Consider the following 21,999-nt stretch of genomic DNA (forward strand, 5'->3'; position numbering starts at 1 on the left):
TCGATCGGACGCTACCTCGCGAAAGAGGGCAAACTTCCCGCCTGCACCGATTCGCAACAGGTCCGTTACCAATGCGTACGCATATCGCCACAGGTCAGCGGCGAGACGACGGCCCGAGCGGGCATCGCCGAGCGCCCCTGTCCCGCGGGCATGGGCGGGAGACAGAAGATCACGCTGCGTGATCAAGCCGCCTGATCTCGCCGGATCACGCGGCCGGAAGGGCTAGGCCAGGGCCGCGCCCTCGATGGACTCGGCGTCGCCGGGACGGCCGCCCTCCCAGAGCGCGGTCAGCGCGGTGGCGCTGAGCACCCGCAGGCCGACCGCGATGCACCGCTCGTCGACGTCGAAGTCGCCGCGGTGCAGGTCGTACTCGCCGGACGAGCCCGGGGTGCGGACGCCGAGCCGGGCGAGCGCGCCGGGGATCGACTCCAGGTACCAGCCGAAGTCCTCGCCGCCGAGGCTCTGCGGGGTCGGGACGACGCCCTCCTCGTCGATGACCTGCGCGGCGGCGTCGCGGAACATCTGCACGCTGGCCGCCTCGTTCACGGTCGGCGGAACGCCCCGGATGTACTCCAGCGACGCCTCCACGTCGTAGGCGGCGGCGACCGACTGCAGCAGCGCCTTCATCATCTCGGGCGCGCGGTGCCACGCCTCGTCGTCCAGGCAGCGGACGGTGCCCTCGGCGATCCCGTCGTCCGGGATCGCGTTGGCGACGGACCCGGCGGAGACGCGGCCCCACACCAGCGACAGGCTGGAGCGCGGGTCGACGCGCCGGGACAGCGCGGACGGCAGCTCGGTGACGATCTTGGCGAGCGCGTACACGAGGTCGGCGGTCAGGTGCGGCCGGGCGGTGTGCCCGCCGGGCCCGGTGACCTTCACGTACACCTTGTCGCAGGCCGCGGTGATCGGGCCGGAGCGCAGCCCGAGCTGGCCGACCTCGATGCGCGGGTCGCAGTGCAGCGCGAACGCGCGGTCGACGCCGGCGATGCCGCCGGCGGCCATCACGTCCAGGGCGCCGCCCGGGGTCTCCTCGGCGGGCTGGAACAGCAGCCGGACCCGTCCCGGCAGCAGCCCCGCCTCGGCCTGCTGGGCGAGGAACAGGCCCGCGCCCAGCACCATCGTGGTGTGGACGTCGTGGCCGCACGCGTGCGCGACGCCCGGGACCGTCGACCGGTAGGGGGCGTTCTCCTTCTCGTCCTGCAGCGGGAGCGCGTCGATGTCGGCGCGCAGCGCGACCGTGGTGCCGTCGGCGGGGCCGATGTCGCAGAACAGGCCGGTGCCCTTGGGCAGGATCACCGGGTCGAGGCCAGCGGCGCGCAGCCGCTCGGCGATCTTGGCGGTGGTCCGGTGCTCGGCGTAGCCGAGCTCGGGGTGCGCGTGCAGGTCGCGGCGGAAGGCGATCAGCTCGTCCTCGTGCGCGGCCAGGAACGCGTCGAGCTGCGGCTGCAGGACGGCGCCGCCGAGCGGCACGGCCGGACGGGAGGTCCCGGCGGCGGGCACGGGCGCGGACATCGGCGGGGGCATGGCCTCGGACGCGGCCCCGCCGGATGCCGCGGCCCCGTTCAGGCGGGCGGCGTCACCGCCGGCGCCCTGCTCCGCGGGGTCCGCGGCGGTGGGTGGTTCAAGGCCGGGCATCACCCCGGGTCCCGGATGTGTCATCTGCGCCCCCTGCGCGACGGCGGAGCCGAACGGCGTCCGCCCGGTGGTGTTCTCGATCTCGGGAACGTTGTCTGCTACTTGTTCGCTCTTGGGCGGCCGTGCGTTCACGGGCCCGGCCGGGGTCGCCGCGCCCGACCGGTCCACCGCCCGGGCCCGCTCCCCGGGGCGGGCCGTCCGCTGCGGCCTGTCAGGCTCCGGCATGTACGACCTCCCCCAGTGTGACGAACCGGTCCTCCGCGAGCTCGGTGATCGCCGCGTCGACGATGTTCTCCAGCGTCCCGCCCTCGGCGCGGATCGCGCGCTGCCGCTCGTACGGGGCCCCGTGCTCGAGTACCTCGCCGGCCACCTTGAGCTCCTCGGCGCAGCCCAGCCGGTCGGCCACCGGCTCCAGCTCCCGGATCAGCTCGTACAGGTCGTCGCGGAGCGGTGCGGTGTTGCCGCTGTCGTCGGTGATGACGATGGCGTCGAGCCCGTACCTGGTGGCGCGCCACTTGTTGTCGCGCACGACCCACGCGGCCGGCCTCGGCAGCGTGTAGCCCCGGTCGAGCTGCTGCTCGAACAGCGTGACCAGGCTCTGGCACAGCGCGGCGGCCATCCCCACCTCACGCAGGGTGGGAATGCCGTCGAACATCCTGATCTCGATCGTCCCGAAGTCGGGATGCGGGCGGATGTCCCACCAGACGTCCTTGATGCTCCTTATGGTTCCCGAACGCATCAGCGTGTCCATGTAATCCTCGAAGGCGGCCCAGTCGTCCAACAGGTGGGGTGGTCCGGCCGTCGGCATCTGGCCGAAGACGATCGCCCTGCAGGACGCGAGGCCGGTGTCACCGGCGCTCCAGAACGGGCTGGACGCGGTGAGCGCCAGGAAGTGCGGAAGGTAGGACGAGAGCGCGTTGACGATCGGGATCGCCTTGGCGCCGTCGGAGATGCCGACGTGCACGTGAACGCCGAACGTCTGGATGCGCCGGGCCAGCCACTGCATCTCCTCGACGAGCTGGGCGTAGCGGCCCATCGGGGCCGTCACGGCGTCCCGCCAGTCGCTGATCGGGTGGGTGCCCGTGCAGGCCAGCGCGATGCCGCGGTCGGCGGCGGCGCCCCGCAGCGCGCCGAGCGTGCCGGCCAGGTCGGTCTTGGCCTCCCCGACGGTGCTGCAGATGCCGGTCACGATCTCGACCATCGACTCCATGAGCTCGTGGCGGATGCGCGGGTTGTCGCCGTCCAGGCTGAGCGAGGGCAGGTCGGCGAGCACCTCGCGCGCGTCCTGCCGCAGGTGCCTGGTCTCCGCATCGACGAGCTGGAGCTCCCACTCGACGCCGAGCGTCGCGCCGTTCGATGCGTTGAAGTCAATGGCCACGGCCAACCTCCGTCCACAATCCTTGCAGGTCGTTGCGTGGCACGTGGCGCAATTCAGCCAGCGGGTCCCTAAGCCTGGACAAACGCCGGTCCAGGTCACGTGTTCGCTCCATGATGGCGCTCGTGCCCGCCACCCTGCCGGTTGTCCATGCCCTTTGCGGATCATTTGACTCATGCGGGCGGGGGCGGACGTCCGGGGGTCCTACTTTTCGGTCATCGATCTTGTTCGGGGCACCACTAGATCGAACTAGTCAGCCCGTCCCAAAATACCTGGCGTGACGGAACGTGACCAGGGCCGAGTGTCCCTTACGTACCGTCATATCACGTCTGAGTCATGCGTCGCGTCCGTCCCGTGCTTGCCGTCTTCACGGTCGGGTACCCCTTCGCCGGATGTGTCGCCTAGTCTTCGGGGGAGTCATGGGCGTTGGGCGCCTGCGCGTCGGAAGCGGTTCCGCTTCCACGGGAAAGAGGAGCGTCGAGAGCTTGCGAGCCGAGCGACGAGGGCCGGCCGGCGTCCGCCGCGCCCTGACGAGGGTCACGATTCCGGTCGCGGTGGCCTCCGTCGCCGCCGCGCCCGCGCTGGTCGCGGCGCCCGCCACCGCGGCGGCGCCCCTGACCGTGCCCGCCACCGTGCCCGCCACCGCGGCCCCGCCGCGGGCCGAGGTCGTCGGCGGGCCGCAACTGGCCGGCCGCGGCGTCGTCGTCAACGCGGCGCCCGGCGTCCCGGCGGTGCCGAAGATCAAAGCCTCCTCCTGGCTGATCGCGGACGCCGACACCGGCGAGGTCCTCGCCGCCCGGGACCCGCACGGCCGCTACCTCCCGGCCAGCACGATCAAGACGCTGACCGCGCTGACGCTGATCCCCAAGCTGGACCCGAACCGGCTCGTCCGCCCCTCGCAGAAGGCGTGCGACGTCGAGGGCACCAAGGTCGGGCTGACCCCCAAGATGCAGTACAAGGTCTCCGACCTGTTCCACGCGATGCTGATGATGTCGGCCAACGACGCGGCGTACACGCTCGCCGAGGCGGACGGCGGGGTGCGCAAGACCCTCGCCGACATGAACGCCGAGGCGAAGCGGATCAACGCCCGCGACACCCTCGCCGGGTCCCCGAACGGGCTCGACAAGGACCTCGGGCTGGACGTCCGCACCCAGCACACCTCGGCCTACGACCTGGCGCTGATCCTGCGCGAGGGCATGAAGAACCCGCAGTACCGCGCCTACATGCAGGCGATCGACTTCCCCTTCCCCGCGCCGCCCACCAAGAAGGAGCGCAAGAAGGGCAAGAAGGTCGGCGGGTACCCGATCCACACGCACAACCACATGCTGGCGGGCGAGCGCGAGGCCTACGCGGGCATGGTCGGCGGCAAGAACGGCTACACGATCGCCGCCAAGCAGACGTTCGTCGCCGAGGCGCGGCGCGGCGGCCACACCATCGTGATCTCGCTGATGCACGCGGACCGGCCGCCGTCCCCGTACGCGGCCAAGCTGCTCGACTGGGGCTTCGCCGCCCGCGGCAAGGTGCGGCCGGTCGGCGCGCTCGTCCCGCCCGGTGAGGTGGAGCAGGCCAAGAAGGACGGCCACGCGGGCGGCGTGCTGCCCGACGCCCCGCTCGCCTCGGACGACGCGTCCCGCAGGTGGCTCCTCGTGGGCGGCGGCGCGGCCGGCGCCCTGCTGGCGGTCGCCGTGCTGTTCGTCGTCCTGCGGCGCCGTCGCCGCCTGGAGGCGGCCCGCTCCGGCTCCATCGGCCGCGACCCCCGCCGGTAGCTCACACCGGCCGGCGGCTCACCGCGCGGAGCGCGCGGACGAGGGCTCGCCGTCCGCGTCGGTGTCGGCGTCGGTTCCGGCGTCGGCGTCGGCGTCGGCGTCGGCCCGGTGGCGGAGGGCCTCGACCTCGGCCTTGTCCGCGCAGTTCTCCGGGTTCTCGGCGTCGGCGGTGAGGACGACGCGGCGGGTGGCCGTCCACGCGGCGGCGAACAGCGCGAACCGGGACGCGATGTTGATCCACACCATCAGCCCGACCAGGACGGCGAACGTCCCGTACACGGGGTTCTGCGTCGTCCGCGCGAGCAGGATCGCCGCGCCCTGCTTCAGGATCTCGAACCCGACGGCGCCGAGCAGCGCGCCCCGGATGATCCGCCGCCAGGGCGCGCGGGTGCCCGACAGCCGGCTGAACAGCACCAGGAACACCACGGTGTCGAACAGGACCGCCATGGCCAGCGCCAGCAGCCGCAGCCCCGTCCCGGCCCCGGCCACGTGGTCCCAGCCGAGCCAGCCGAGGACGGTGTGCGTGGCGGACGTCGTGACGGTCGTGACCGCCATGCCGCAGATGAGGATCACGCCGAGGAACGCCAGCACGGCCGCGTCCCAGACCCGCTTGAGGACGAAGTTGCCGCCGCCGCCCGGCTCGTTGCCCCAGATGTCGCGCAGGGACTCGCGCAGCACCTGCACCCAGCCGAGCCCGGTGAACAGCAGCGCGACCAGGCCGACGATCCCGACCGTCGTCTTCGACTGGGCGATCTGCTCGACCTGGAGCTGGCCCGCGAGGCCCGGCAGCTGCGAGTTGACCGCCCGGACGAAGTAGTCGCGGGCCTGCGCGCTGACCCCGACGAGGTACCCGAGCAGCGAGTACGCCAGCGCCAGCAGCGGGAAGAACGACAGGAACGCATAGCAGGTGAGCGCGGCGGCGAGCCGGTCGCCGCGCCGGTCCTGGTACCGCTCGAACGCGCGGGCCTGGTGGTCGAGCCACCCCCACCGCTCCCGCGCGTCGCGCAGCAGGCCCTTCCCTTTACCGAACAGGGACTCGATCCGCCCCTGCACCCCGTTGATCACCTGCCGCATGCACGGAACGTACCCGTTTTTACCGGGGGGACGACCCCCCGCACCCCCCGGCTGCGCGGCACGGGTCTCCTCGCTCCGCTAGCGCTCCGCTGCGGGGACGCGGCGCGCCGGGCATGCCCGCTCCGGGCGCTGGGGCGCCCTCCGCGTGCCCGTCCCGTAACCGCCGGCCGAGCTTCACCCGCCGGGGCCCGGGCTCCTACGTGATGGATCCGGGGGCGGGGACGGCGCCGTCGCCGAAGATGTAGTCGCAGTGGCGGCGCCAGACGCCGTCCAGGCCGTGCTCGTAGAGCGAGAACCCCCAGGCGTGGAAGTCGGCGCCGTAGCCGGCGAGCTCCTTGAACGCGCGGTCCATGACGTCGTCGGGCAGGTGGTGGGCGATGGTCACGTGCGGGTGGTACGGGAAGGGCAGCGGACGCGCCAGCGGGCCCGACAGAACCTTCTCCTGGACGCGTTCGCAGCCGCCGATCCCCTCGGCGAGCGCCACGAACACGACCGGGGACACCGGCCGGAACGTTCCGCTGCCGCGCAATCTGATCGGGAAGGCCCGCTCGGTGTGCGCGACCCTCAGCAGGTGGGCGTGGATGCCGTCCAGCGCGGCCTCGTCCACCTCCGTCGGCGGGAGCAGCGTGATGTGCGTCGGGATGGCGTGGGCGAGCGGGTCGCCGAACGAGGCGCGCCTGGCCTGCAGGTAGGACCCGTGCGGGTCGGGGATGGGGATGGCGACGCCGATCGCGCGGCGGCCGGGCGCGCTCACCGCCGGAATGCCGCCGACCATCGTGGTATGGGCCGCGGAGCGGGCCTCCCCCTGGCCCGCCGCGGCGGCGTCGCGCGGTTCGCGGTCAGCGACCACGTCCCACGAATCCCACCCGTTCGCGCACGGTCTCCATATTCCGCACGGCGACGTCGGAGGCGCGCTCGGCGCCCTGGGCGAGGAGGCGGTCGAGGTGCTCCTCGTCGTCCAGCAGCTTGAGCGTGCGCTCCCTGATGGGGGTGAAGGTGTCGAGGACGACCTGCGCGAGGTCCTTCTTGAACTGCCCGTAGCCGGAGCCCGCGTAGCGGGCCTCCAGGTCGGGGACGGACGTGCCCTCCAGCGCGGAGAAGATCCGCAGCAGGTTGGTGACGCCGGCCTTCTTCTCCTCGTCGTAGACGACCTCGGAGCCGGTGTCGGTGACCGCGCGCATGATCTTCTTGCGCATCGGGCCGGGCTCCTCCAGCACGTCGATGATGCCCTGCGGCGAGGACGCCGACTTGCTCATCTTCGCGCCCGGCTCCTGCAGGTCGGTGATCTTCGCGGCGCCCTCGGGGATGTGCGCGTCCGGCAGCACGAACGTCTCGCCGAACCGGTGGTTGAACCGTCCCGCGAGGGTGCGGGTCAGCTCCAGGTGCTGCCGCTGGTCCTCGCCGACGGGGACGCGCAGCGCCCGCCCGGCGGCCGGGTCCGGGGTGTAGAGCAGGATGTCGGCGGCCTGCAGGACCGGGTAGGTGAACAGCCCGACGCTGGTGCCGCTCGTGCCCTGCTTGGACGACTTGTCCTTGAACTGGGTCATCCGGCCCGCCTCGCCGAACCCGGTGAGGCAGCCGAGGATCCACTCCAGCTCGGCGTGCTCGGGGACGTGGCTCTGCACGAACACGGTGGCGCGGTCGGGGTCGAGGCCCATCGCGAACAGCTGCGCGGCGGCGACCTTCGTGCGGCGGCGCAGCAGCGCCGGGTCGTGCTCGATGGTGATCGCGTGCAGGTCGACGACGCAGTAGAACGCCTCGTGCGTGTCCTGCATCGCGACCCACTGCCGGAGCGCGCCCAGGTAGTTGCCGAGGTGGAACGAGTCGGCGGTGGGCTGGATGCCGGAGAACACGCGCGGCTTGGCCGCGGTGGTTCCGGACGCTGGCTGGCTGGGCGCTTCGGACATGGGCACGATTCTCTCAGGTGTCACGTGGGGACTTCGCCGCCGGTGCTCCGGCCGCCGGGCGGGGCGGTGAGCGGGCCGGCGGCGTCGCCGGGCACCGCCCGCGGGGTCGCGGACGGCGTGCCGGGCGGCACCGGTGCGGCCTGCGGCGTCGCCCGCGGCATGACGCGCACGCGGGCCACCCGCCGGCCGTCCATCCGGGCCACCGCGAGGCGGCGGCCGCCGGCCTCCACCGAGTCGCCCTCGGCGGGGACCCGGCGCAGCACCGCCATGATGTGCCCCGCGACCGTCTCGTACGGCCCGTCCGGCAGCCGGATGCCGGTCTCGGCGGCGAAGTCGTCCAGGTTGAGCAGGCCGTCGACCTCGACAACCCCGCCGTGCAGGCGCCGTGCCTGCGCGTCCTGCACATCATATTCGTCGCGGATGTCGCCGATCAGTTCCTCCAGCAGGTCCTCCAGGGTGACGATCCCGGCCACACCGCCGTACTCGTCGGTGACGATCGCCAGGTGGCAGCCCTCACGGCGCATCTCCGACAGCGCCGGCAGTACCCGTTTCGAGGGGGGCAGGAACTTCACCGGACGGACAAGACCGCCTACGGGACCGTCCTGCTCCGGCGCGTCGGGGGCCAGCAGGTCCCGGATGTGGACGAATCCGACCACCTCGTCGTGGGACTCGCGGCAGACCGGGAAGCGGGAGTGCGGGCTGCGCGCGGCGAGCCGGGCGGCGTCGCGCAGCGGGAGGGCCGCGTCCAGGAACACCACCTCGGTGCGCGGCACGAGGACCTCGCGCAGCGGCCGCTCCCCCGCCGCGAACACCTCCCCGATCAGCGCCCGCTCCTCCGCGGTGAGCTGGGTGTTCTCGGCGATCAGCGCCCGCATCCGCTCGGCGGTGATCTCCTCGCGCAGCGCGGCCGGGTCGCCGCCCGACAGCCGGACCACGAGGCCCGCCGAGCGCGACAGCAGCCACACCAGCGGGCGCACGGGGCCCGCGGGCGGCCGGGGCGGCGTCCGGTCCATGGGTTCAGCCTTCCCCGATCGGCCTTCCGGATAGCCTGGACGGGCTCCGGGGTCCCGAATCGGCCGTGCCCGACTCCCCGGTGTTCGCGATCATCGTGGAGGTCCGTCAGTGAAGCTGCTCGTCACCGGAGGCGCCGGCTACGTCGGCAGCGTCGTCTCCGCTCTGCTCCTGGAGGCGGGGCACGAGGTCGTCGTGCTGGACGACCTGTCCACCGGGCACGAGGACGCGGTCCCCGAGGGCGCCCGGCTGGTGCGCGGCACGCTGCGCGACACGGCCGCCGACCTCCTCGCCGGGGCCGGGTTCGAGGCCGTGCTGCACTTCGCGGCCCGGTCCCTCGTCGGCGAGTCGGTGGAGAAGCCCGGCCTGTACTGGGACAAGAACCTCGGCGAGTCGCTGGCGCTGCTGGACGCGATGCGCACCGCCGGCGTCCCCCGGATCGTGTTCTCCTCGACGGCCGCGACGTACGGGGAGCCGGAGTCGACGCCGATCCTGGAGACCGACCCGACCCGTCCGACCAACCCCTACGGCGCGTCCAAGCTGGCGATCGACACGGCCCTCGCCGAGTACGCGCGGCTGCACGGCATCGGCGGCGTGTCGCTGCGGTACTTCAACGTGGCGGGCGCCTACGGGCGGCAGGGCGAGCGGCACACCGTCGAGACCCACCTGATCCCGAACGTGCTGAAGATCGCGCAGGGCGACGGCGGGGCGGTCCAGATGTTCGGCGACGACTACCCGACGCCGGACGGCACCTGCGTCCGCGACTACATCCACGTCATCGACCTCGGCCGCGCCCACCTGCTGGCGCTGGACGCCTGCGAGCCGGGCGCGCACCAGGTCTTCAACCTGGGCAGCGGCACCGGCTACTCCGTCCGGGAGGTCGTGGAGGTGTGCCGCGAGGTCACCGGGCGCGATATCGCCGCCGAGGTGGCGCCGCGCCGGGCCGGCGACCCGGCCGTGCTGATCGCCTCGTCGGACAAGATCCAGTCGCGGCTCGGCTGGAAGCCCGAGCGCGACCTGCGCACCATGGTGGACGACGCCTGGACCTTCCTGCGGTCCCGATGATCGACGACTTCACCGCCGCGTTCGGGCGCGCGCCGGACGGGGTGTGGCGCGCACCCGGCCGGGTCAACCTGATCGGCGAGCACACCGACTACAACGACGGGTTCGTCCTGCCGTTCGCGCTGTCGCGCGGGGTCTCCGTGGCCGCCGCACGCCGCGACGACGGCATGGTCGAGGTGCGGTCGCGCCAGGCTCCGACCGCCGTGACCGCACCCGTGGTCGGCCCGCCGGTCGTCTCCGAGGGGTGGCCCGCCGAGCGGGCCTGGGCCGCGTACCCGGTCGGCGTCGCACGGGTGCTGCGCGAGCACGGGACGGGCGGCGCGTCGCTGCTGATCGACGCCGACCTTCCGCAGGGCGCGGGGCTGTCGTCGTCCGCCGCGCTGGAATGCGCGACGGCGCTGGCGCTCTGCGACCTGCACGGCGTCGAGATCGACCGTCCCGCTCTGGCGCGGCTGGCGCAGCGCGCGGAGAACGAGCAGGTCGGCATGCCGTGCGGGCTGATGGACCAGTCGGCGTCCCTGCTGTGCACGGCCGGGCACGCGCTCATGCTGGACTGCCGCAGCGGGCTGTCGTCCCAGGTCCCGTTCGACCCTGCCGCCGCCGGACTGACGCTGCTGATCGTCGACACGCGCGCCTCCCACGCGCTGACCGGCGGCGAGTACGGCCGCCGCCGCGCCGAGTGCGAGGAGGCCGCGTCCCTGCTGGGCGTGGACGCGCTCCGCGACGTCAAGGACCTGGCCGCCGCGCTCGGGTCGCTGCGCGATCCCGCGCTGCGGCGGCGCGTCCAGCACGTCGTCACCGAGAACCACCGGGTGGAGGCCGGTGTCGGCCTGCTGCGCGCCGGTGCCCTGCCGGAGTTCGGCGCGATGCTGAACGCGTCCCACCTGTCGCTGCGCGACCAGTTCGAGGTGTCGTGGCCGGAGGCCGACACCACCGTCGACGTGGCGCTCCGGGCCGGCGCCCGGGGCGGGCGCATGGTCGGCGGCGGCTTCGGCGGCTCCGTCATCGTCCTGACGCCTTCGGCCCGCGCGGACAAGGTCCGCGACGCGATCACGGCCGCCTACGCCAAGCGCGACTGGACGCCCCCGCAGTTCCTGGAGGCCGTCCCCTCGGACGGCGCCCGCCGCGTCAACTGACCCCGCGTCCATTAACACCGGCGGACAGGCTCAACCCACAGGACGGTGTTGACATCCGCGGACAGGCTTAACACCGGCAGGTGGAGGCGGGGGGTCAGGTGAGCGCGGCGCGGATGTCCTCCAGGAGGCGGGTGGCGTCCTCGGCGGGGTCGGTCTGGTCGATGGCGGTGAAACCGTCCACGGCGGCGGACGCGTGGGAGGCGGCCTCGTCGAGCCGTCCCGCCTGGGCCAGGACGCGGGCCTGCTCGAAGGAGGTCAGGGCGGTCTCCCAGACGCGGGCGGGCTCGTTGTCCGGCGGCAGGGCCGCCAGCGCCGCACGGGCCGTCTCCATCGCGGTGACGGCCCCGTCCCGGTCGCCGCTCCACATCAGGCACAGCGCGGCGCGGCGGCGGGTGCGGACGACGCCGAACGGGTCGCCGGTCTTCTCGTACGCCTCGGCGGCCTGCGCGTAGCGTTCGGCGGCCTGCGCGTCCATGTCGAGGGCCGTCAGGACGTCGGCGGCCTCGTTGAGGAAGTGCGCGACGGCGTCGTGCTGCCCCTCGCGCGCCGCGTCCTCGGCGAGGCCGGTGAACAGGGTCGCGGCCTCCTCCTCGCCGAGCTGCTTCTGCGCGTGCGCGAGGATCAGCCGGCAGCGCCGCGCGTAGTCGCCGTCGAGGCCCGGCAGGGCCTCTTCGGCGGCCTCGGCGGCCTCCAGGGCGCGGTCCGTGGACAGGTAGGCGGCGGCGAGGTCCACGCGGAGCTCGACGGCCTGCGGCTGGAGGCCCGCGGCCGTCCACGCCGCGATGCCCTCGACCAGGTCGGCGACGGCGTCGGCGGGACGGTCGACGGCGAGGAACGCCAGGCCGCGCTCGGAATGCGCCGCCGCGAGCATCGGCGACGGCCCCGGCACCACGCCGATCACCTCGTCGAGGAGGGCGAACACCTCGTCGTCCGGGCCGCTCTCCCGGCGGGCCAGCGTCCGGGCCAGCAGCAGCGCGGGCGAGGCGACCAGCTCCGGATCGGCGGACGCCCGCGCCGCCTCCATCGAGCGGCGCAGCGCGGCCGCCGCCTCGTCGGCGCGGTCGGTCAGCAGGAGCGCCTGCCCGCGCAGGAACCACAGCTCGCCGAGGTGGTCGGGCGCCTGGCCGGACGCGTCCTCGGGGACGCCGTCCAGCACGGCGAGGGCGTCGCCGGGGCGGTCGAAGCGGATGTGCGCGGTGGCGAGGCGGAGCAGCGCGGACGCGGTGTCGGCGGCCTCTCCCGGGTTCGCGGTGAAGTGGTCGGCCGCGGTGACCAGCAGGTCGAACCCGTCCTCGTCGCCGAGGTCGATGCGGACCGCGCCGAGACGGCCCAGCGTGCGGTGCCGGCGCGTCTCGTCGCCCAGCTCGCCGAACAGCCGGGACGCCTCGTCCCAGGCGGCGGCCGCCTTCTCGGCGTCGCCGTCGACGGCGTGCTCGACGCCCCGGGCGTCCAGCCGGCGGGCCCGCTGCAGCGGCGTCGGCTCGGCCGTCTCGGCGACGGCGTCGAACCGGCGCCAGGCCGCCAGCATCCCGGGGAGGTCGCTGCTCCTGCGGCGCTGGTCGCCGATCTCCAGGATCTCGTCGAGGTCGTCGACGGCGGCCAGGTCGTCCTGCCGCGCCGGGGCGGGCTCCGGGGCGGTGGCCTGAGGGGTCGCGGGGCGGCGGTGGTGGGCGGCCAGCGGGACGAACTCGACGACCGGCTCGGCGTCCAGCGTGGCGCGCACCTTGCCGCCCTGGTGGGACGTGCCGTTGCGGGCGTCGAACCGGGCCGCCAGCGCCGTGGCGCGTTCCGCCAGGTCGGCGCGCAGCTCGTCCAGCGGGACGTCGGCGGCCCGTCCGTCCGGTCCGGGCCGGCGGATGGTCGCGGCGCCGTGCCCGGCGGCCGCCACCCGACCGAGGAGGAGGGCCGCCGCGGCGGAGAACTCCATGTCCGCGTGGGCGCTCGGGGCGCGGTCGAGCCAGCCGATGTGCCGTTGCAGGATCTCCAGGCCGCGGGCCTCGTTGCCGGTGACCGCGCAGAACTCCAGGTGCTCGGCGATGTCGCCGAGGTCGGCGAGCCGCGTCCGGTGCACCCGGTAGGCGCGGCGGTGCGCGTCGGCGGCCTGGTCGGCGCGGCCCGTCCGCAGGTAGACCGGCAGCAGCGCGGTCTGGATCGACTGCGGCTGCTCGTTGCAGTTCAGCTGCGCGCTCAGGACGGGGGCGGCGACCTCGAAGGCCTCCTCGTGCCGGCCGGCCTCGACGAGGTGGCGGGCCATGCCGGTGGGGTCGCAGCCCTCGCAGTCCGACAGCTCGTCGCGTTCGGCGGAGCGCCACTTCACGTACCAGTCGTCGGCCGTCCCGTCGCCGACGTGCCGCGCCACCACGTTGCGGTAGTGGTACACCGCCTGGAGGCTGTGCCCACCGGCCTTGTAGCGGCGCTCCATGTCGTCCAGGACGGCGTAGGTGCGGTCTAGCGGGATCTCCGGGAAGAGGGTCAGGGAGCTGACGATCGCCTTCATCTGCCATAGCAGACCGTGCGTCTCGTCGAACCGGCCCGGGTCGCGGTCGTGGTCGGCGAGCGTCCGGCTGAACGTCGCGAACGCCTTCGCGGGCTCGCCGCCGTACCGGTAGGCGTCGGTCAGCCGGACGCGCACGTGGAAGGCCAGCACCTCGTCACCGGCCGCCTCGGCACGGCGCAGCGCGTCCTCGACCAGGACGGTGCGGGCCTCCCCGTAGGGCAGCTCCTGCGAACGCGCCATCAGCGCGTAGACGTCGTCCGTGCTCACTTGGGGGCCTCCGGGGAGTGGACGGCCCACTCCAGCAGGCCGATGAAGGAACGGTTCAGCACCGCCGTGTCGGCGGGCCGCAGCGGATGGTGGCCGAGGAGCAGCGCCTGCCCGTACAGGGCTTGGACGGCCGGTTCGACCGGCCCGCCGTCGCCGAGCGACGTGATGCGGCGGGCCAGCGGATTGCGGTAGTTCAGCACCAGTTGGGGACGTTCGACCCCGGTGGGGTTGACGGCGCCGAGGACGTCCGCCCACAGCTCGTCGGCCTCTTCCCTGGCCCGCGTCAGCTCCTCGCGGAACTGCGCGTCGCGGCTGGTCAGGTACAGCGCGGGCAGGGACGCGGGATCGAAGTCGCGGACGACCACCTCGCAGCCGAGCCGCTCCACCGCCCGCTGCGCCGCCGCGAGGAACGGCCGCAGCGCCAGCTCCGCCGCCGGGTCGAGGACGCCGAACGTGGTGGTCAGCTCCGCCGCGTCCAGCCGGGCCAGCCGGATGTCGGGGTCGAGGTCGGGCAGCCGCTCGATGATCTCGGTGTCGTGCACGTAGCCGCCGTTGACCAGCCCGACGCCCTGCGCGCCCGCGACCGCCGACAGCCGCCGGAACTCGTCCACGCTCGCGGTGAACCGGCCGTCCGGATGGCGGCGGCGGAACTCGTGCAGCGTCATCGGCCCGGCGGACGTCTCGTACTCCAGCCAGCGGTCGACGATCCGCAGCATGTCGTCGTCGTGCAGCGCCATCGCCTTCACGCCGAGCTGATGCAGCCGCAGGAACGCGCGGAGGCTCGCCGGGTCGGTCTCGGCCAGCTTCACCAGCCACTGCCGCAGGACGTCGCCGAGGGCCTGCCGGGTCGAGTCGAGCAGTTCGTCCTCGTACAGGGCCTCGCGGCTGGCGGTGGGCCGCAGCTCCCCGGCGTCGACGACGCACCGCGCGAAGAACGCCCACTCGGGCAGCAGCCCCTCGACGCTCTCGGCCAGCAGCATCCGCTTCAGGTAGACCCGATGGGAGGCGCGCGCGGTCGGCGAGACGGGCGCGGGCAGGATGAACGCGACGCCGGTCAGCCCCGCCTCGGGGACGTCCAGATCGACCACGTCGAACGGCGTGAACCCGTAGAGCTCTTCGCAGTACTGCTCCAGCGCGCGCCTGCGTCCGGCCGGATCACGGTGGGACGCCTGCCACGGCGGCCCGTCGCCCGTGATCGGCACACCGTCGACGACCAGCTCGACGGGGAGCAGCGACCCGTACGTGCGGGCCAGCTCGGCCACGACCTCCGGGGCGAGCAACTCCTGCGCGCCCGGCCGCGCCCGCAAGGTGACCGTCGTGCCGGGCTCGTCGCGCTTGCCCGGCTCGACCTGGTAGCTGCCTTCGGAGCGGCCCGTCCACGTGACGGCGTCACCGCCGCGCGCCGACCGGGTGACGACCTCGATCTCGTCCGCGACGAGGAAGGCCGACAGGAGCCCGATGCCGAACTGGCCGAGGAAGTCGTGGCGGGCGAAGCCCAGCTCGTCCCGCTTGGACGAGCGTCCGATGGTCGCCAGCAGCGTGTGGACCTCGTCCTCGGTGAGCCCGACCCCGTCGTCGTGGACCCGGAGCGTCCCGCCGCCGGTCTCGATCTCGACCCGGCCGCCGTCGCCCCGCGCGGTGATCGCGTCCACCGCGTTCTGCAGCAGTTCCCGCAGGTAGACGCGCGGACTGGCGTAGAGATGGCGGCTCAGCAGATCCACCACGCCACGCAGATCTACCTGAAACGCCTGTTCCGCCACCATCCGCCTCCCCGATCACTTTCCGAGCGATCAAACACTAGCGACCGGTACCGACGCCTTCAGATCATTTCGCGACGACTACGGTGCGATCAGCCGAACCGACGCCTGATGGAGGACGCATGACCGACGCCCGCCCCGCCCTGTGGCGCGGAGCCCGGACGCTCGGCATCGCCCTGGTCGGCCTGGCGGCGGTCTCGGCCGGCTACCTGTGGTGGGGCGTCGCGAACGCGGCCCTGCTCGCCATCGTCGGCTGCGTCGGCTCGGCCGTCGCCCTGGGGATGCTGTACGGCTCCGGACGTGATCTCCGGTTCAAGGGTGTGGCCCTGACGCTCGGCTTCCTGGCGCTGTTCACCCTCTACGCCGTCGGTGTCATCGCCGTCCGGGACGTCACGATGACAATGGTCGGCGAAGACGCCGAGGCGATCGTGGCCAAGACCTGGACGACCGGCGGCACCAAGGGCAGGCCGCAGCACCGCTGCACACTGCACCGCACCGACGGCACCCCGCTCCCCCGCGAGTACGCGTCGAACTGCGAAGGCCGCGAACGCGGCGACACCCTTCAGATCGTCCTCGACCCGGCCGGACGATTCGCGCCGATCAGCGGCCCCAAATCAGACATGTCAACGACGGGGGAACTCCAGGTGACGGCCATCGCCGGCCTCGTTCTCGTCCTCTCGATCGCCCTCGGAAGCCCACCGAAACGCAAGTGATCACGACCGCGCAGCCGGGTTCGGCCACAAGACGCATTTCCTTCCATCGGTCGGCACGGCGCCACTAAACTCAGCCGCCGCCCCGCATGCCCCGGCCGACTCGAAGGCGGACGATGAGCTCCCAGGAGAAAGACCAGCGCCACTTCCTCATGACGGGTGACAAGTTCGTTGACTGGAAGGGAAACGAGTTCGCGGTCATCGAACGTCCGCGCTGGTCTTTCCGCGACCTGTTCCGGAGCTCCGGCCAGCCGGTACGGGTGCTCTCCCCCAACGGAACCCTGCTCTTCCAGATGCCGCCGCAACGGACCCGGGACATCGACCAGCTCTGGATCGAGGACGACTCCGAGACCCGGATCGCGACCTTGCGGCGTACCGGCCGAGAGGCCATGACCGCGAACCTGTTCCAGGCATCGGACACCAACGGGGATCCTTTCGGCGACATCCGCGGCGACTCCCTCTACACAACGTTCGAGGTCATGGACTCCCGGAACATGCCCATCGGGCACGTCTCGACCAGCGGCGGCATGACCACGATCCGATGCCCCGACGACGGCGACCGCTGGCGATTCCTCCTCATGGCCCTGGCGATAGCCGCCGAGGTCGCCGCCGAACTCCAAGCTCAACGCACCCCGTAACCGAGAAACAGCCCCTCCGCCGAAACGAGAGAATTGATGGTCTTCGATTTCGCCGCGCTCGCCGACAGCGCCCAGCAGTTCGCCGCCAACTCCGACGATCTGCGGCGCCGGATCGACGAGCTGGAGACCGAGGCCGAGTCCGCCGACGGCCGAGTGAAGGCCCGCTGGACCAGCGCAGGCCTGGCCGGCGTCGACCTCGACCCGAGAGCACTCCGCATGCCCGCCGCCGAACTCGGCGACCTGATCACCGAAACCGTGAAGGCAGCACAGCAAGAACTCGAACGCCGGGTGACCGATATGACGACCGAGTCATTCGGGCCGGACGGCGAGCAGATGGTACCGCCCAGCGCGGAGGAGGCCGCCGCCTTCATCACCGATATGCACACGACCTTCGAAGGCACTCTCCAGGAGACCACCGTGATCATCGACAACTTGCGGCGGGCGTTCCAGCAGCGGTGACCGGCCCGCCGTCGCGCGCATCAGTAGCGGCGGGGTTCTGCCTCCCACGTCCCCATGCCCGTCTCCTCGACGAACCGGCGGAGCCGCCACAGATCCTCCAGGCTGAGGGAGCCGAACCCGTCCTCGTCCTTTACGACGGCGAGCAAGAGCCGGCCAGGAATCTCCTCCATACGCTGGATCATCTTCGGCGGCTTGTAGCCCCCCTCCTTGCTGTAGCGGAGCTTCAGCGTCACCGCCGCGCCGTCCCCCGGGTCGATGACCTCGAACCGTACGAACCGCTCAGCAGGAAGAATCTGCGCGGGCCTCTTGCCACTCTTCATCACCAAGCCCCGACCATCGACATAGGTGAGAAACTCGTTTCCGGGGAGGAATTGAGCTCCGATCAAAAGCAGCGCAGCGGCGAGCAGAAGCGCAAGCGCGGCCAGAACGAAACGCCAGCCGTTGTCCACAGCCACTGCGCCCCACGTGCACAATGCGCACAGGAAAGCCAAGAGGCCGAGTGTCGTCGGCGCGTTCCGCTTCGGGTCCTGCAGGACGACCCTGAAATCCTCGGAAGCGGCCATCAGTCAAGCTCCTTGCCCGTGTCGGCCGGGATCGGGTTCGTGCGCTTAACGTAGTCATCGCCGTACCCCTCCTGACCAGTTACGGAGGTGATCCCCTTGTTGGCCAATGGCGCCCCAGGGTTCAGGACGCCGTCAGAGGTGTAGGGAAGGCCGGTGTCCCAGATACCTTTAGCGCCCCCTATGCCCGACCAGAGCGACTTGTACTTCTGCGGGAGCCGTTGCATGGGCAGCCGCCACTTTCCGTAGCCTGTGCCACCGACGGCGCGGCCGCGCATGAGTTGCCCGGTAAGCTTCTGCTCGATTAGGGCGAGCCGGCTGATAGCCACATCATCGGCACTGCGGACGGTCGCCTCGAAGAAGTCCGGAAAGGCGTTGGTGTTGCCGGTGAGCATCTGGCCGACCACGTCAATCCCGGTGGCGGCGGCGATGGCCGCTACGCATGTCGTGCCCGTCTTCTCCAGTGCCTTCTCGCCCATGCGGAGCATCTGCCGCACCTGCCGTGCGGCCAGCCGTGCGCCTTCCTCCGCTACCGCTAGCTCCGCTTGGCCGTACGCCGGTATCGCCGCCAGGATCCGCGCGATGATCACCCATATGGCAAAGGCCACGAGGACGAGCGCACACACCATCATCATCATGATGAACATGGCGATCAGCAGCGCCATTATCGTGAGCACGATGAACATCACGTAGGCGTACGCGAACGCCAGCATCAGCTGGTTCGCGTAGTCGTTCATCTTTTTCTCGAAGGCGTCGCGGTCCTTGCCGTACCAGCTGTCGTGCGGCAGCGAGCGCAACTCGTCGTCGATCCGGTCGCGCGCCGACTTGATCTTGTCGGCGGCCTTCTTCCAGTCCTCCGCCGCGTCCCACAGTTGCGAGGGGTCCGACTGGGCCATATACATCACCGAGACCGACGGCCAGGCAGTGGGGATCACGAAGGCCGCCGCCGTCGAGGTATCTAAGGCGATCTTGGCGGTGGTGTTCAGCCCGTCCTGGACTTCCTTCAGCTGGCGCAGCTTCGTCACCAGATCCACGTCCGTGTACTCCACGCCCTGCACGTAGGCGTGCGCCAGGTGGGCGCAGAACGTCGTGAAGGCGCCCGCCTCGACCTCGCGGGGCGCGGCGTTCACGTGGCGCCGCGCCTGGGTCAGGTCGTCCCCCAGCCTGCCGACGAGTTCGCCACCCAGCCGCACGAGGTCGTCCGGCTTGAAGCGCACCTCGTCCGACCCGGTCGAGACCGGCATGTTGCCGAACGGCGACTTCGGCTGCGCCGGCCCCATGGACGGAGGCGTACGGCCCCCGGGCGGCGTGACGGGCCCCGGCGCACCGGCGGTCTGCGTTCCGAGGGCCTGAGCGACCCGGTTCGGAGGGCTCATGCGATTTCCACTCCAGGCATGCGGACTGTCATGGTCTGGGCAGGCAATGTGTCAGCAAGCCGGTCAAGGGTAGCGAACTCCGCCCGGACAGAGCAGGCGAATGAGAACGATTCGCCGATGACGATTTCCGTGCGGCCGGGCCTATCCTGAGGCGTCGTGTGGCCAGCGAAAGGAAGGTGCGGTGGGTGCCGAACTGCGGGACGTAACGGTCCACGTCGACACCGGCCGATGGAGCGAGACCGTCCTCGACGCCGTGGACATCGTCGTCCCGGACGGGCAGATCACCGCCCTCCTCGGCGAATCCGGCTGCGGCAAGTCCATGGTCGCCGCCGCACTCACCGGGCTGCTGCCGGAGTCGGCCCGCAGCACCGGCCAAGTCGTCATCAATGGCGCGTTCGTCCGTGATCAGCGGCAGTGGCGCCGTCTCCGCGGTCGCACCATCGGCCTATTGCCCCAGGCGGGAATCGACGCCTTCGATACCGCGGAAACTGTAGGCACGCAGTTGCGCGATCTCGAACGCCGCCACGGCCGATGGAGCATCGAGCGGGCCTGCACCGCAGCGCGCTACCCCACCGAGTTGTTCGACCTCTATCCCGGCGAGCACTCCGGCGGCCAGATCCAGCGCGCCGCACTCGCCGCCGCGCTCCTCCCGGCCCCGGACGTCCTGGTCGCGGACGAACCGACGGCCTCCCTCGACACCGGACTCGCGTACGAGGTATGGGTGACGCTGTACAAGTACGCCGCCGAGGGGGCCGCCGTCCTGGCGATCACACACGACGTTGCCATGCTCACCGCGACCGGCGTCGCCGACCGCCTCGTCCTCATGCGCGCCGGCAAGATCACCGCCACCGGCGACCTCGCCGCCCTGAAAGCCCTCGCCGACCCGTACGTACGCGGCTTCTTCCCCTAGCACGCCCCGCCTCCGAGGTCAGCGACCCGTTGTGCCGTCGATGAGTTCGCGGAGGATGTCCGCGTGGCCGGCGTGGCGGCCGGTTTCCTCGATCATGTGGGTGAGCGCCCAGCGGACGCTGGGAGCAGGGCGGCCCGGTCTCGGCCGGGGAAGCGGGGCGGCGAGGTCCGCGCAGCCGTCGAGCACCTCGTTCGCGCGCTCGACCGTCTCGCGGTAGTGGGCGACGACCTCGGCCACGCTGTCCGTCGACGCCGCTTCGAACGTCGCCTGCCAGTCCGTGACGTCGTCCCCTAGGAACAGCGCGCGTTCGACGGACGTCAGGTGGTCGAGCAGGCCGAGCAGGTTCGTGCCGGACGGTACCGCGGCCGTTCGCACCTGCGGTTCGGGAGCCCCGTCGACCTTCGCGGCGATCGAGGCCCGAAGGTAGTCGAGGAACCCGCGCAGGACCTCGGCCTCGCTGCTTCCCGTCCGGGGCGGCGGAGTGTCGGAGCGGCGCTTGCGGCCGGAGTTGGCAGGCACGGTATCTCCATCCTGGCGAAAGGCGCCCAGATGCTGGTGGGCACTACGACACTCAGCTTTGCCAGTTCGCCACGATCAGGCACGCCACCATGCGGTTTCAGCAAACGCCGACCATGCGCCGGTCGCAAAATGATCGCCACATCCGCCTGCGCCGCTTCGACGGCTCATCGGCACGGCTCACGGGGATGACTGGCAGGGCGGGTGAATGGGACGAGCCCCGGCCGAGGTGGGCCGGGGCTCGTCTGTGTCGGGGTCAGATGAGGCCGAGCTTGCGGACGGCGTCGCGCTCTTCCGAGAGCTCGTTCACCGAGGCGTCGATCTTGGCGCGGGAGAAGTCGTTGATGTCCAGGCCCTGGACGATCTCCCACTTGCCGTCCTTCGTGGTGACCGGGAAGGACGAGATGAGGCCCTCGGGGACGCCGTAGGAGCCGTCCGAGATGACCGCCATGGACGTCCAGTCGCCGTCGGCGGTGCCGTTCACCCAGGTGTGGACGTGGTTGAGGGCGGCCGACGCGGCGGAGGCGGCGGAGGAGGCGCCGCGCGCCTCGATGATCGCGGCGCCGCGCTTGGCGACGGTCGGGATGAAGTCGTTCTCCAGCCAGTTCTGGTCGTTGACCGTCTCGGCGGCGTTCTTGCCGGCGATCTCGGCGTGGAAGATGTCCGGGTACTGGGTCGCGGAGTGGTTGCCCCAGATCGTCATCTTCTTGATGTCGGCGACGGAGACGCCGGCCTTCTTCGACAGCTGGGCGAGGGCGCGGTTGTGGTCGAGGCGCGTCATCGCGGTGAAGCGGTCGGCCGGGACGTCGGGCGCGTGCGACTGCGCGATCAGGGCGTTGGTGTTGGCCGGGTTGCCGACCACGAGGACCTTGACGTCGTCCGCCGCGCCCGCGTTGATGGCCTCGCCCTGCGGCTTGAAGATGCCGCCGTTGGCCTCCAGCAGGTCGCCGCGCTCCATGCCCTTCGTGCGCGGGCGGGCGCCGACGAGCAGCGCGACGTTGACGCCGTCGAACGCCTTCGTCGCGTCGTCGAAGATGTCGATGCCGGACAGCAGCGGGAACGCGCAGTCGTCCAGCTCCATCGCGGTGCCCTCGGCGGCCTTCACCGCCTGCGGAATCTCCAGCAGGCGCAGGCGTACGGGGACGTCCGCGCCGAGGAGGTGCCCGGACGCGATGCGGAACAGCAGCGCGTAGCCGATCTGGCCCGCGGCGCCGGTAACGGTGACGGTGACTGGGGTGCGCGTCATTGTCCTTCTTCTCCTGCAGTGACCTGACGGGGCTCAGGCGGCCATCCTTCGAACCCGACCGCCGAAGAGCCGCGCCGCCGCGGTTTCTCTCGCCGTC

General features: G+C 71.9%; 19 protein-coding genes. 7 read left to right on the top strand and 12 right to left on the bottom strand.

The annotated features are described in order from the left end of the window. Nucleotides 1-222: 222 nt before the first annotated feature. Complete coding sequence (locus ABFX46_RS24930; RefSeq protein WP_346045880.1) at nucleotides 223-1,512, bottom strand: M20 family metallopeptidase; 1,290 nt, start codon at nucleotides 1,510-1,512, stop codon at nucleotides 223-225. 334 nt (nucleotides 1,513-1,846) lie between these two features. Then, nucleotides 1,847-3,013 carry a glutamate--cysteine ligase gene (locus ABFX46_RS24935; protein WP_346045669.1) on the bottom strand — a complete coding sequence of 389 codons (1,167 nt, stop codon included), beginning with the start codon at nucleotides 3,011-3,013 and terminating at the stop codon, nucleotides 1,847-1,849. A 482-nt stretch (nucleotides 3,014-3,495) separates the two neighbouring features. On the opposite strand from ABFX46_RS24935, the gene ABFX46_RS24940 reads away from it, so the two are divergent. Continuing rightward, nucleotides 3,496-4,776: a D-alanyl-D-alanine carboxypeptidase family protein gene (locus tag ABFX46_RS24940; RefSeq protein ID WP_346045671.1), complete on the top strand. Its 1,281-nt coding sequence runs from the start codon at nucleotides 3,496-3,498 to the stop codon at nucleotides 4,774-4,776. Nucleotides 4,777-4,794: 18 nt separating this feature from the next. On the opposite strand, the gene ABFX46_RS24945 is transcribed toward ABFX46_RS24940, so the two are convergent. From ABFX46_RS24945 to ABFX46_RS24960, 4 genes are all read right to left on the bottom strand, one after another. Beyond that, entirely contained in the window at nucleotides 4,795-5,850 is a 1,056-nt protein-coding gene (locus tag ABFX46_RS24945; RefSeq protein ID WP_346045673.1) for a YihY/virulence factor BrkB family protein, read from the bottom strand. A 196-nt stretch (nucleotides 5,851-6,046) separates the two neighbouring features. Next, nucleotides 6,047-6,700 (bottom strand): 2'-5' RNA ligase family protein, encoded by a 654-nt coding sequence (locus ABFX46_RS24950; protein WP_346045674.1) that lies wholly within the window; start codon nucleotides 6,698-6,700, stop codon nucleotides 6,047-6,049. Continuing rightward, nucleotides 6,690-7,757 (bottom strand): tryptophan--tRNA ligase, encoded by a 1,068-nt coding sequence (gene trpS / locus ABFX46_RS24955; protein WP_346045676.1) that lies wholly within the window; start codon nucleotides 7,755-7,757, stop codon nucleotides 6,690-6,692. Before trpS ends, ABFX46_RS24950 begins: the two co-directional genes overlap by 11 nt. Before the next feature lie 20 nt (nucleotides 7,758-7,777). Then, nucleotides 7,778-8,770 (bottom strand): hemolysin family protein, encoded by a 993-nt coding sequence (locus tag ABFX46_RS24960; protein WP_346045677.1) that lies wholly within the window; start codon nucleotides 8,768-8,770, stop codon nucleotides 7,778-7,780. Nucleotides 8,771-8,879: 109 nt separating this feature from the next. Between ABFX46_RS24960 and galE the strand changes: the two genes are divergently transcribed. Both galE and galK read left to right on the top strand, forming a co-directional pair. Then, entirely contained in the window at nucleotides 8,880-9,833 is a 954-nt protein-coding gene (gene galE / locus ABFX46_RS24965) for a UDP-glucose 4-epimerase GalE (RefSeq protein ID WP_346045679.1), read from the top strand. Continuing rightward, entirely contained in the window at nucleotides 9,830-10,966 is a 1,137-nt protein-coding gene (gene galK, locus ABFX46_RS24970) for a galactokinase (protein WP_346045681.1), read from the top strand. The genes galE and galK overlap by 4 nt, the downstream gene beginning before the upstream one ends. Before the next feature lie 94 nt (nucleotides 10,967-11,060). Here the strand turns inward: galK and ABFX46_RS24975 are convergent, their stop codons facing one another. Both ABFX46_RS24975 and ABFX46_RS24980 read right to left on the bottom strand, forming a co-directional pair. Further along, nucleotides 11,061-13,730, bottom strand: coding sequence for a hypothetical protein (locus tag ABFX46_RS24975; RefSeq protein WP_346045683.1), 2,670 nt, complete (start codon nucleotides 13,728-13,730; stop codon nucleotides 11,061-11,063). Continuing rightward, on the bottom strand, nucleotides 13,727-15,490 hold the full coding sequence (locus ABFX46_RS24980) for an HSP90 family protein (RefSeq protein WP_428831308.1): 1,764 nt from the start codon (nucleotides 15,488-15,490) through the stop codon (nucleotides 13,727-13,729). The genes ABFX46_RS24975 and ABFX46_RS24980 overlap by 4 nt, the downstream gene beginning before the upstream one ends. Nucleotides 15,491-15,609: 119 nt before the next feature. Here ABFX46_RS24980 and ABFX46_RS24985 point away from each other — a divergent pair, with 119 nt between their 5' ends. From ABFX46_RS24985 to ABFX46_RS24995, 3 genes are all read left to right on the top strand, one after another. After that, nucleotides 15,610-16,200 carry a hypothetical protein gene (locus ABFX46_RS24985; protein WP_346045687.1) on the top strand — a complete coding sequence of 197 codons (591 nt, stop codon included), beginning with the start codon at nucleotides 15,610-15,612 and terminating at the stop codon, nucleotides 16,198-16,200. A 113-nt stretch (nucleotides 16,201-16,313) separates the two neighbouring features. Continuing rightward, on the top strand, nucleotides 16,314-16,835 hold the full coding sequence (locus tag ABFX46_RS24990; RefSeq protein WP_346045688.1) for a hypothetical protein: 522 nt from the start codon (nucleotides 16,314-16,316) through the stop codon (nucleotides 16,833-16,835). A 36-nt stretch (nucleotides 16,836-16,871) separates the two neighbouring features. Next, on the top strand, nucleotides 16,872-17,294 hold the full coding sequence (locus tag ABFX46_RS24995; protein ID WP_346045690.1) for a YbaB/EbfC family nucleoid-associated protein: 423 nt from the start codon (nucleotides 16,872-16,874) through the stop codon (nucleotides 17,292-17,294). Between the two features lie 20 nt (nucleotides 17,295-17,314). Here the strand turns inward: ABFX46_RS24995 and ABFX46_RS25000 are convergent, their stop codons facing one another. Beyond that, nucleotides 17,315-17,857, bottom strand: coding sequence for a hypothetical protein (locus ABFX46_RS25000; RefSeq protein ID WP_346045692.1), 543 nt, complete (start codon nucleotides 17,855-17,857; stop codon nucleotides 17,315-17,317). Next, nucleotides 17,857-19,134 carry a hypothetical protein gene (locus tag ABFX46_RS25005; RefSeq protein ID WP_346045693.1) on the bottom strand — a complete coding sequence of 426 codons (1,278 nt, stop codon included), beginning with the start codon at nucleotides 19,132-19,134 and terminating at the stop codon, nucleotides 17,857-17,859. The genes ABFX46_RS25000 and ABFX46_RS25005 overlap by 1 nt, the downstream gene beginning before the upstream one ends. A 277-nt stretch (nucleotides 19,135-19,411) precedes the next feature. Between ABFX46_RS25005 and ABFX46_RS25010 the strand changes: the two genes are divergently transcribed. Continuing rightward, nucleotides 19,412-20,140, top strand: a complete 729-nt coding sequence (locus ABFX46_RS25010; RefSeq protein ID WP_346045695.1) for an ATP-binding cassette domain-containing protein — start codon at nucleotides 19,412-19,414, stop codon at nucleotides 20,138-20,140. A gap of 18 nt (nucleotides 20,141-20,158) precedes the next feature. Here the strand turns inward: ABFX46_RS25010 and ABFX46_RS25015 are convergent, their stop codons facing one another. Together ABFX46_RS25015 and ABFX46_RS25020 are read right to left on the bottom strand one after the other, a co-directional pair. Continuing rightward, on the bottom strand, nucleotides 20,159-20,659 hold the full coding sequence (locus ABFX46_RS25015; RefSeq protein ID WP_346045696.1) for a DinB family protein: 501 nt from the start codon (nucleotides 20,657-20,659) through the stop codon (nucleotides 20,159-20,161). A gap of 253 nt (nucleotides 20,660-20,912) precedes the next feature. Further along, the gene (locus ABFX46_RS25020) at nucleotides 20,913-21,902 is read right to left on the bottom strand and encodes a malate dehydrogenase (protein WP_346045698.1); all 990 of its coding nucleotides are present in this window, start codon (nucleotides 21,900-21,902) and stop codon (nucleotides 20,913-20,915) included. Between the last annotated feature and the right edge of the window lie 97 nt (nucleotides 21,903-21,999).

Source organism: Actinomadura chokoriensis, from assembly GCF_039529475.1.
Classification (GTDB): domain Bacteria; phylum Actinomycetota; class Actinomycetes; order Streptosporangiales; family Streptosporangiaceae; genus Spirillospora; species Spirillospora bangladeshensis.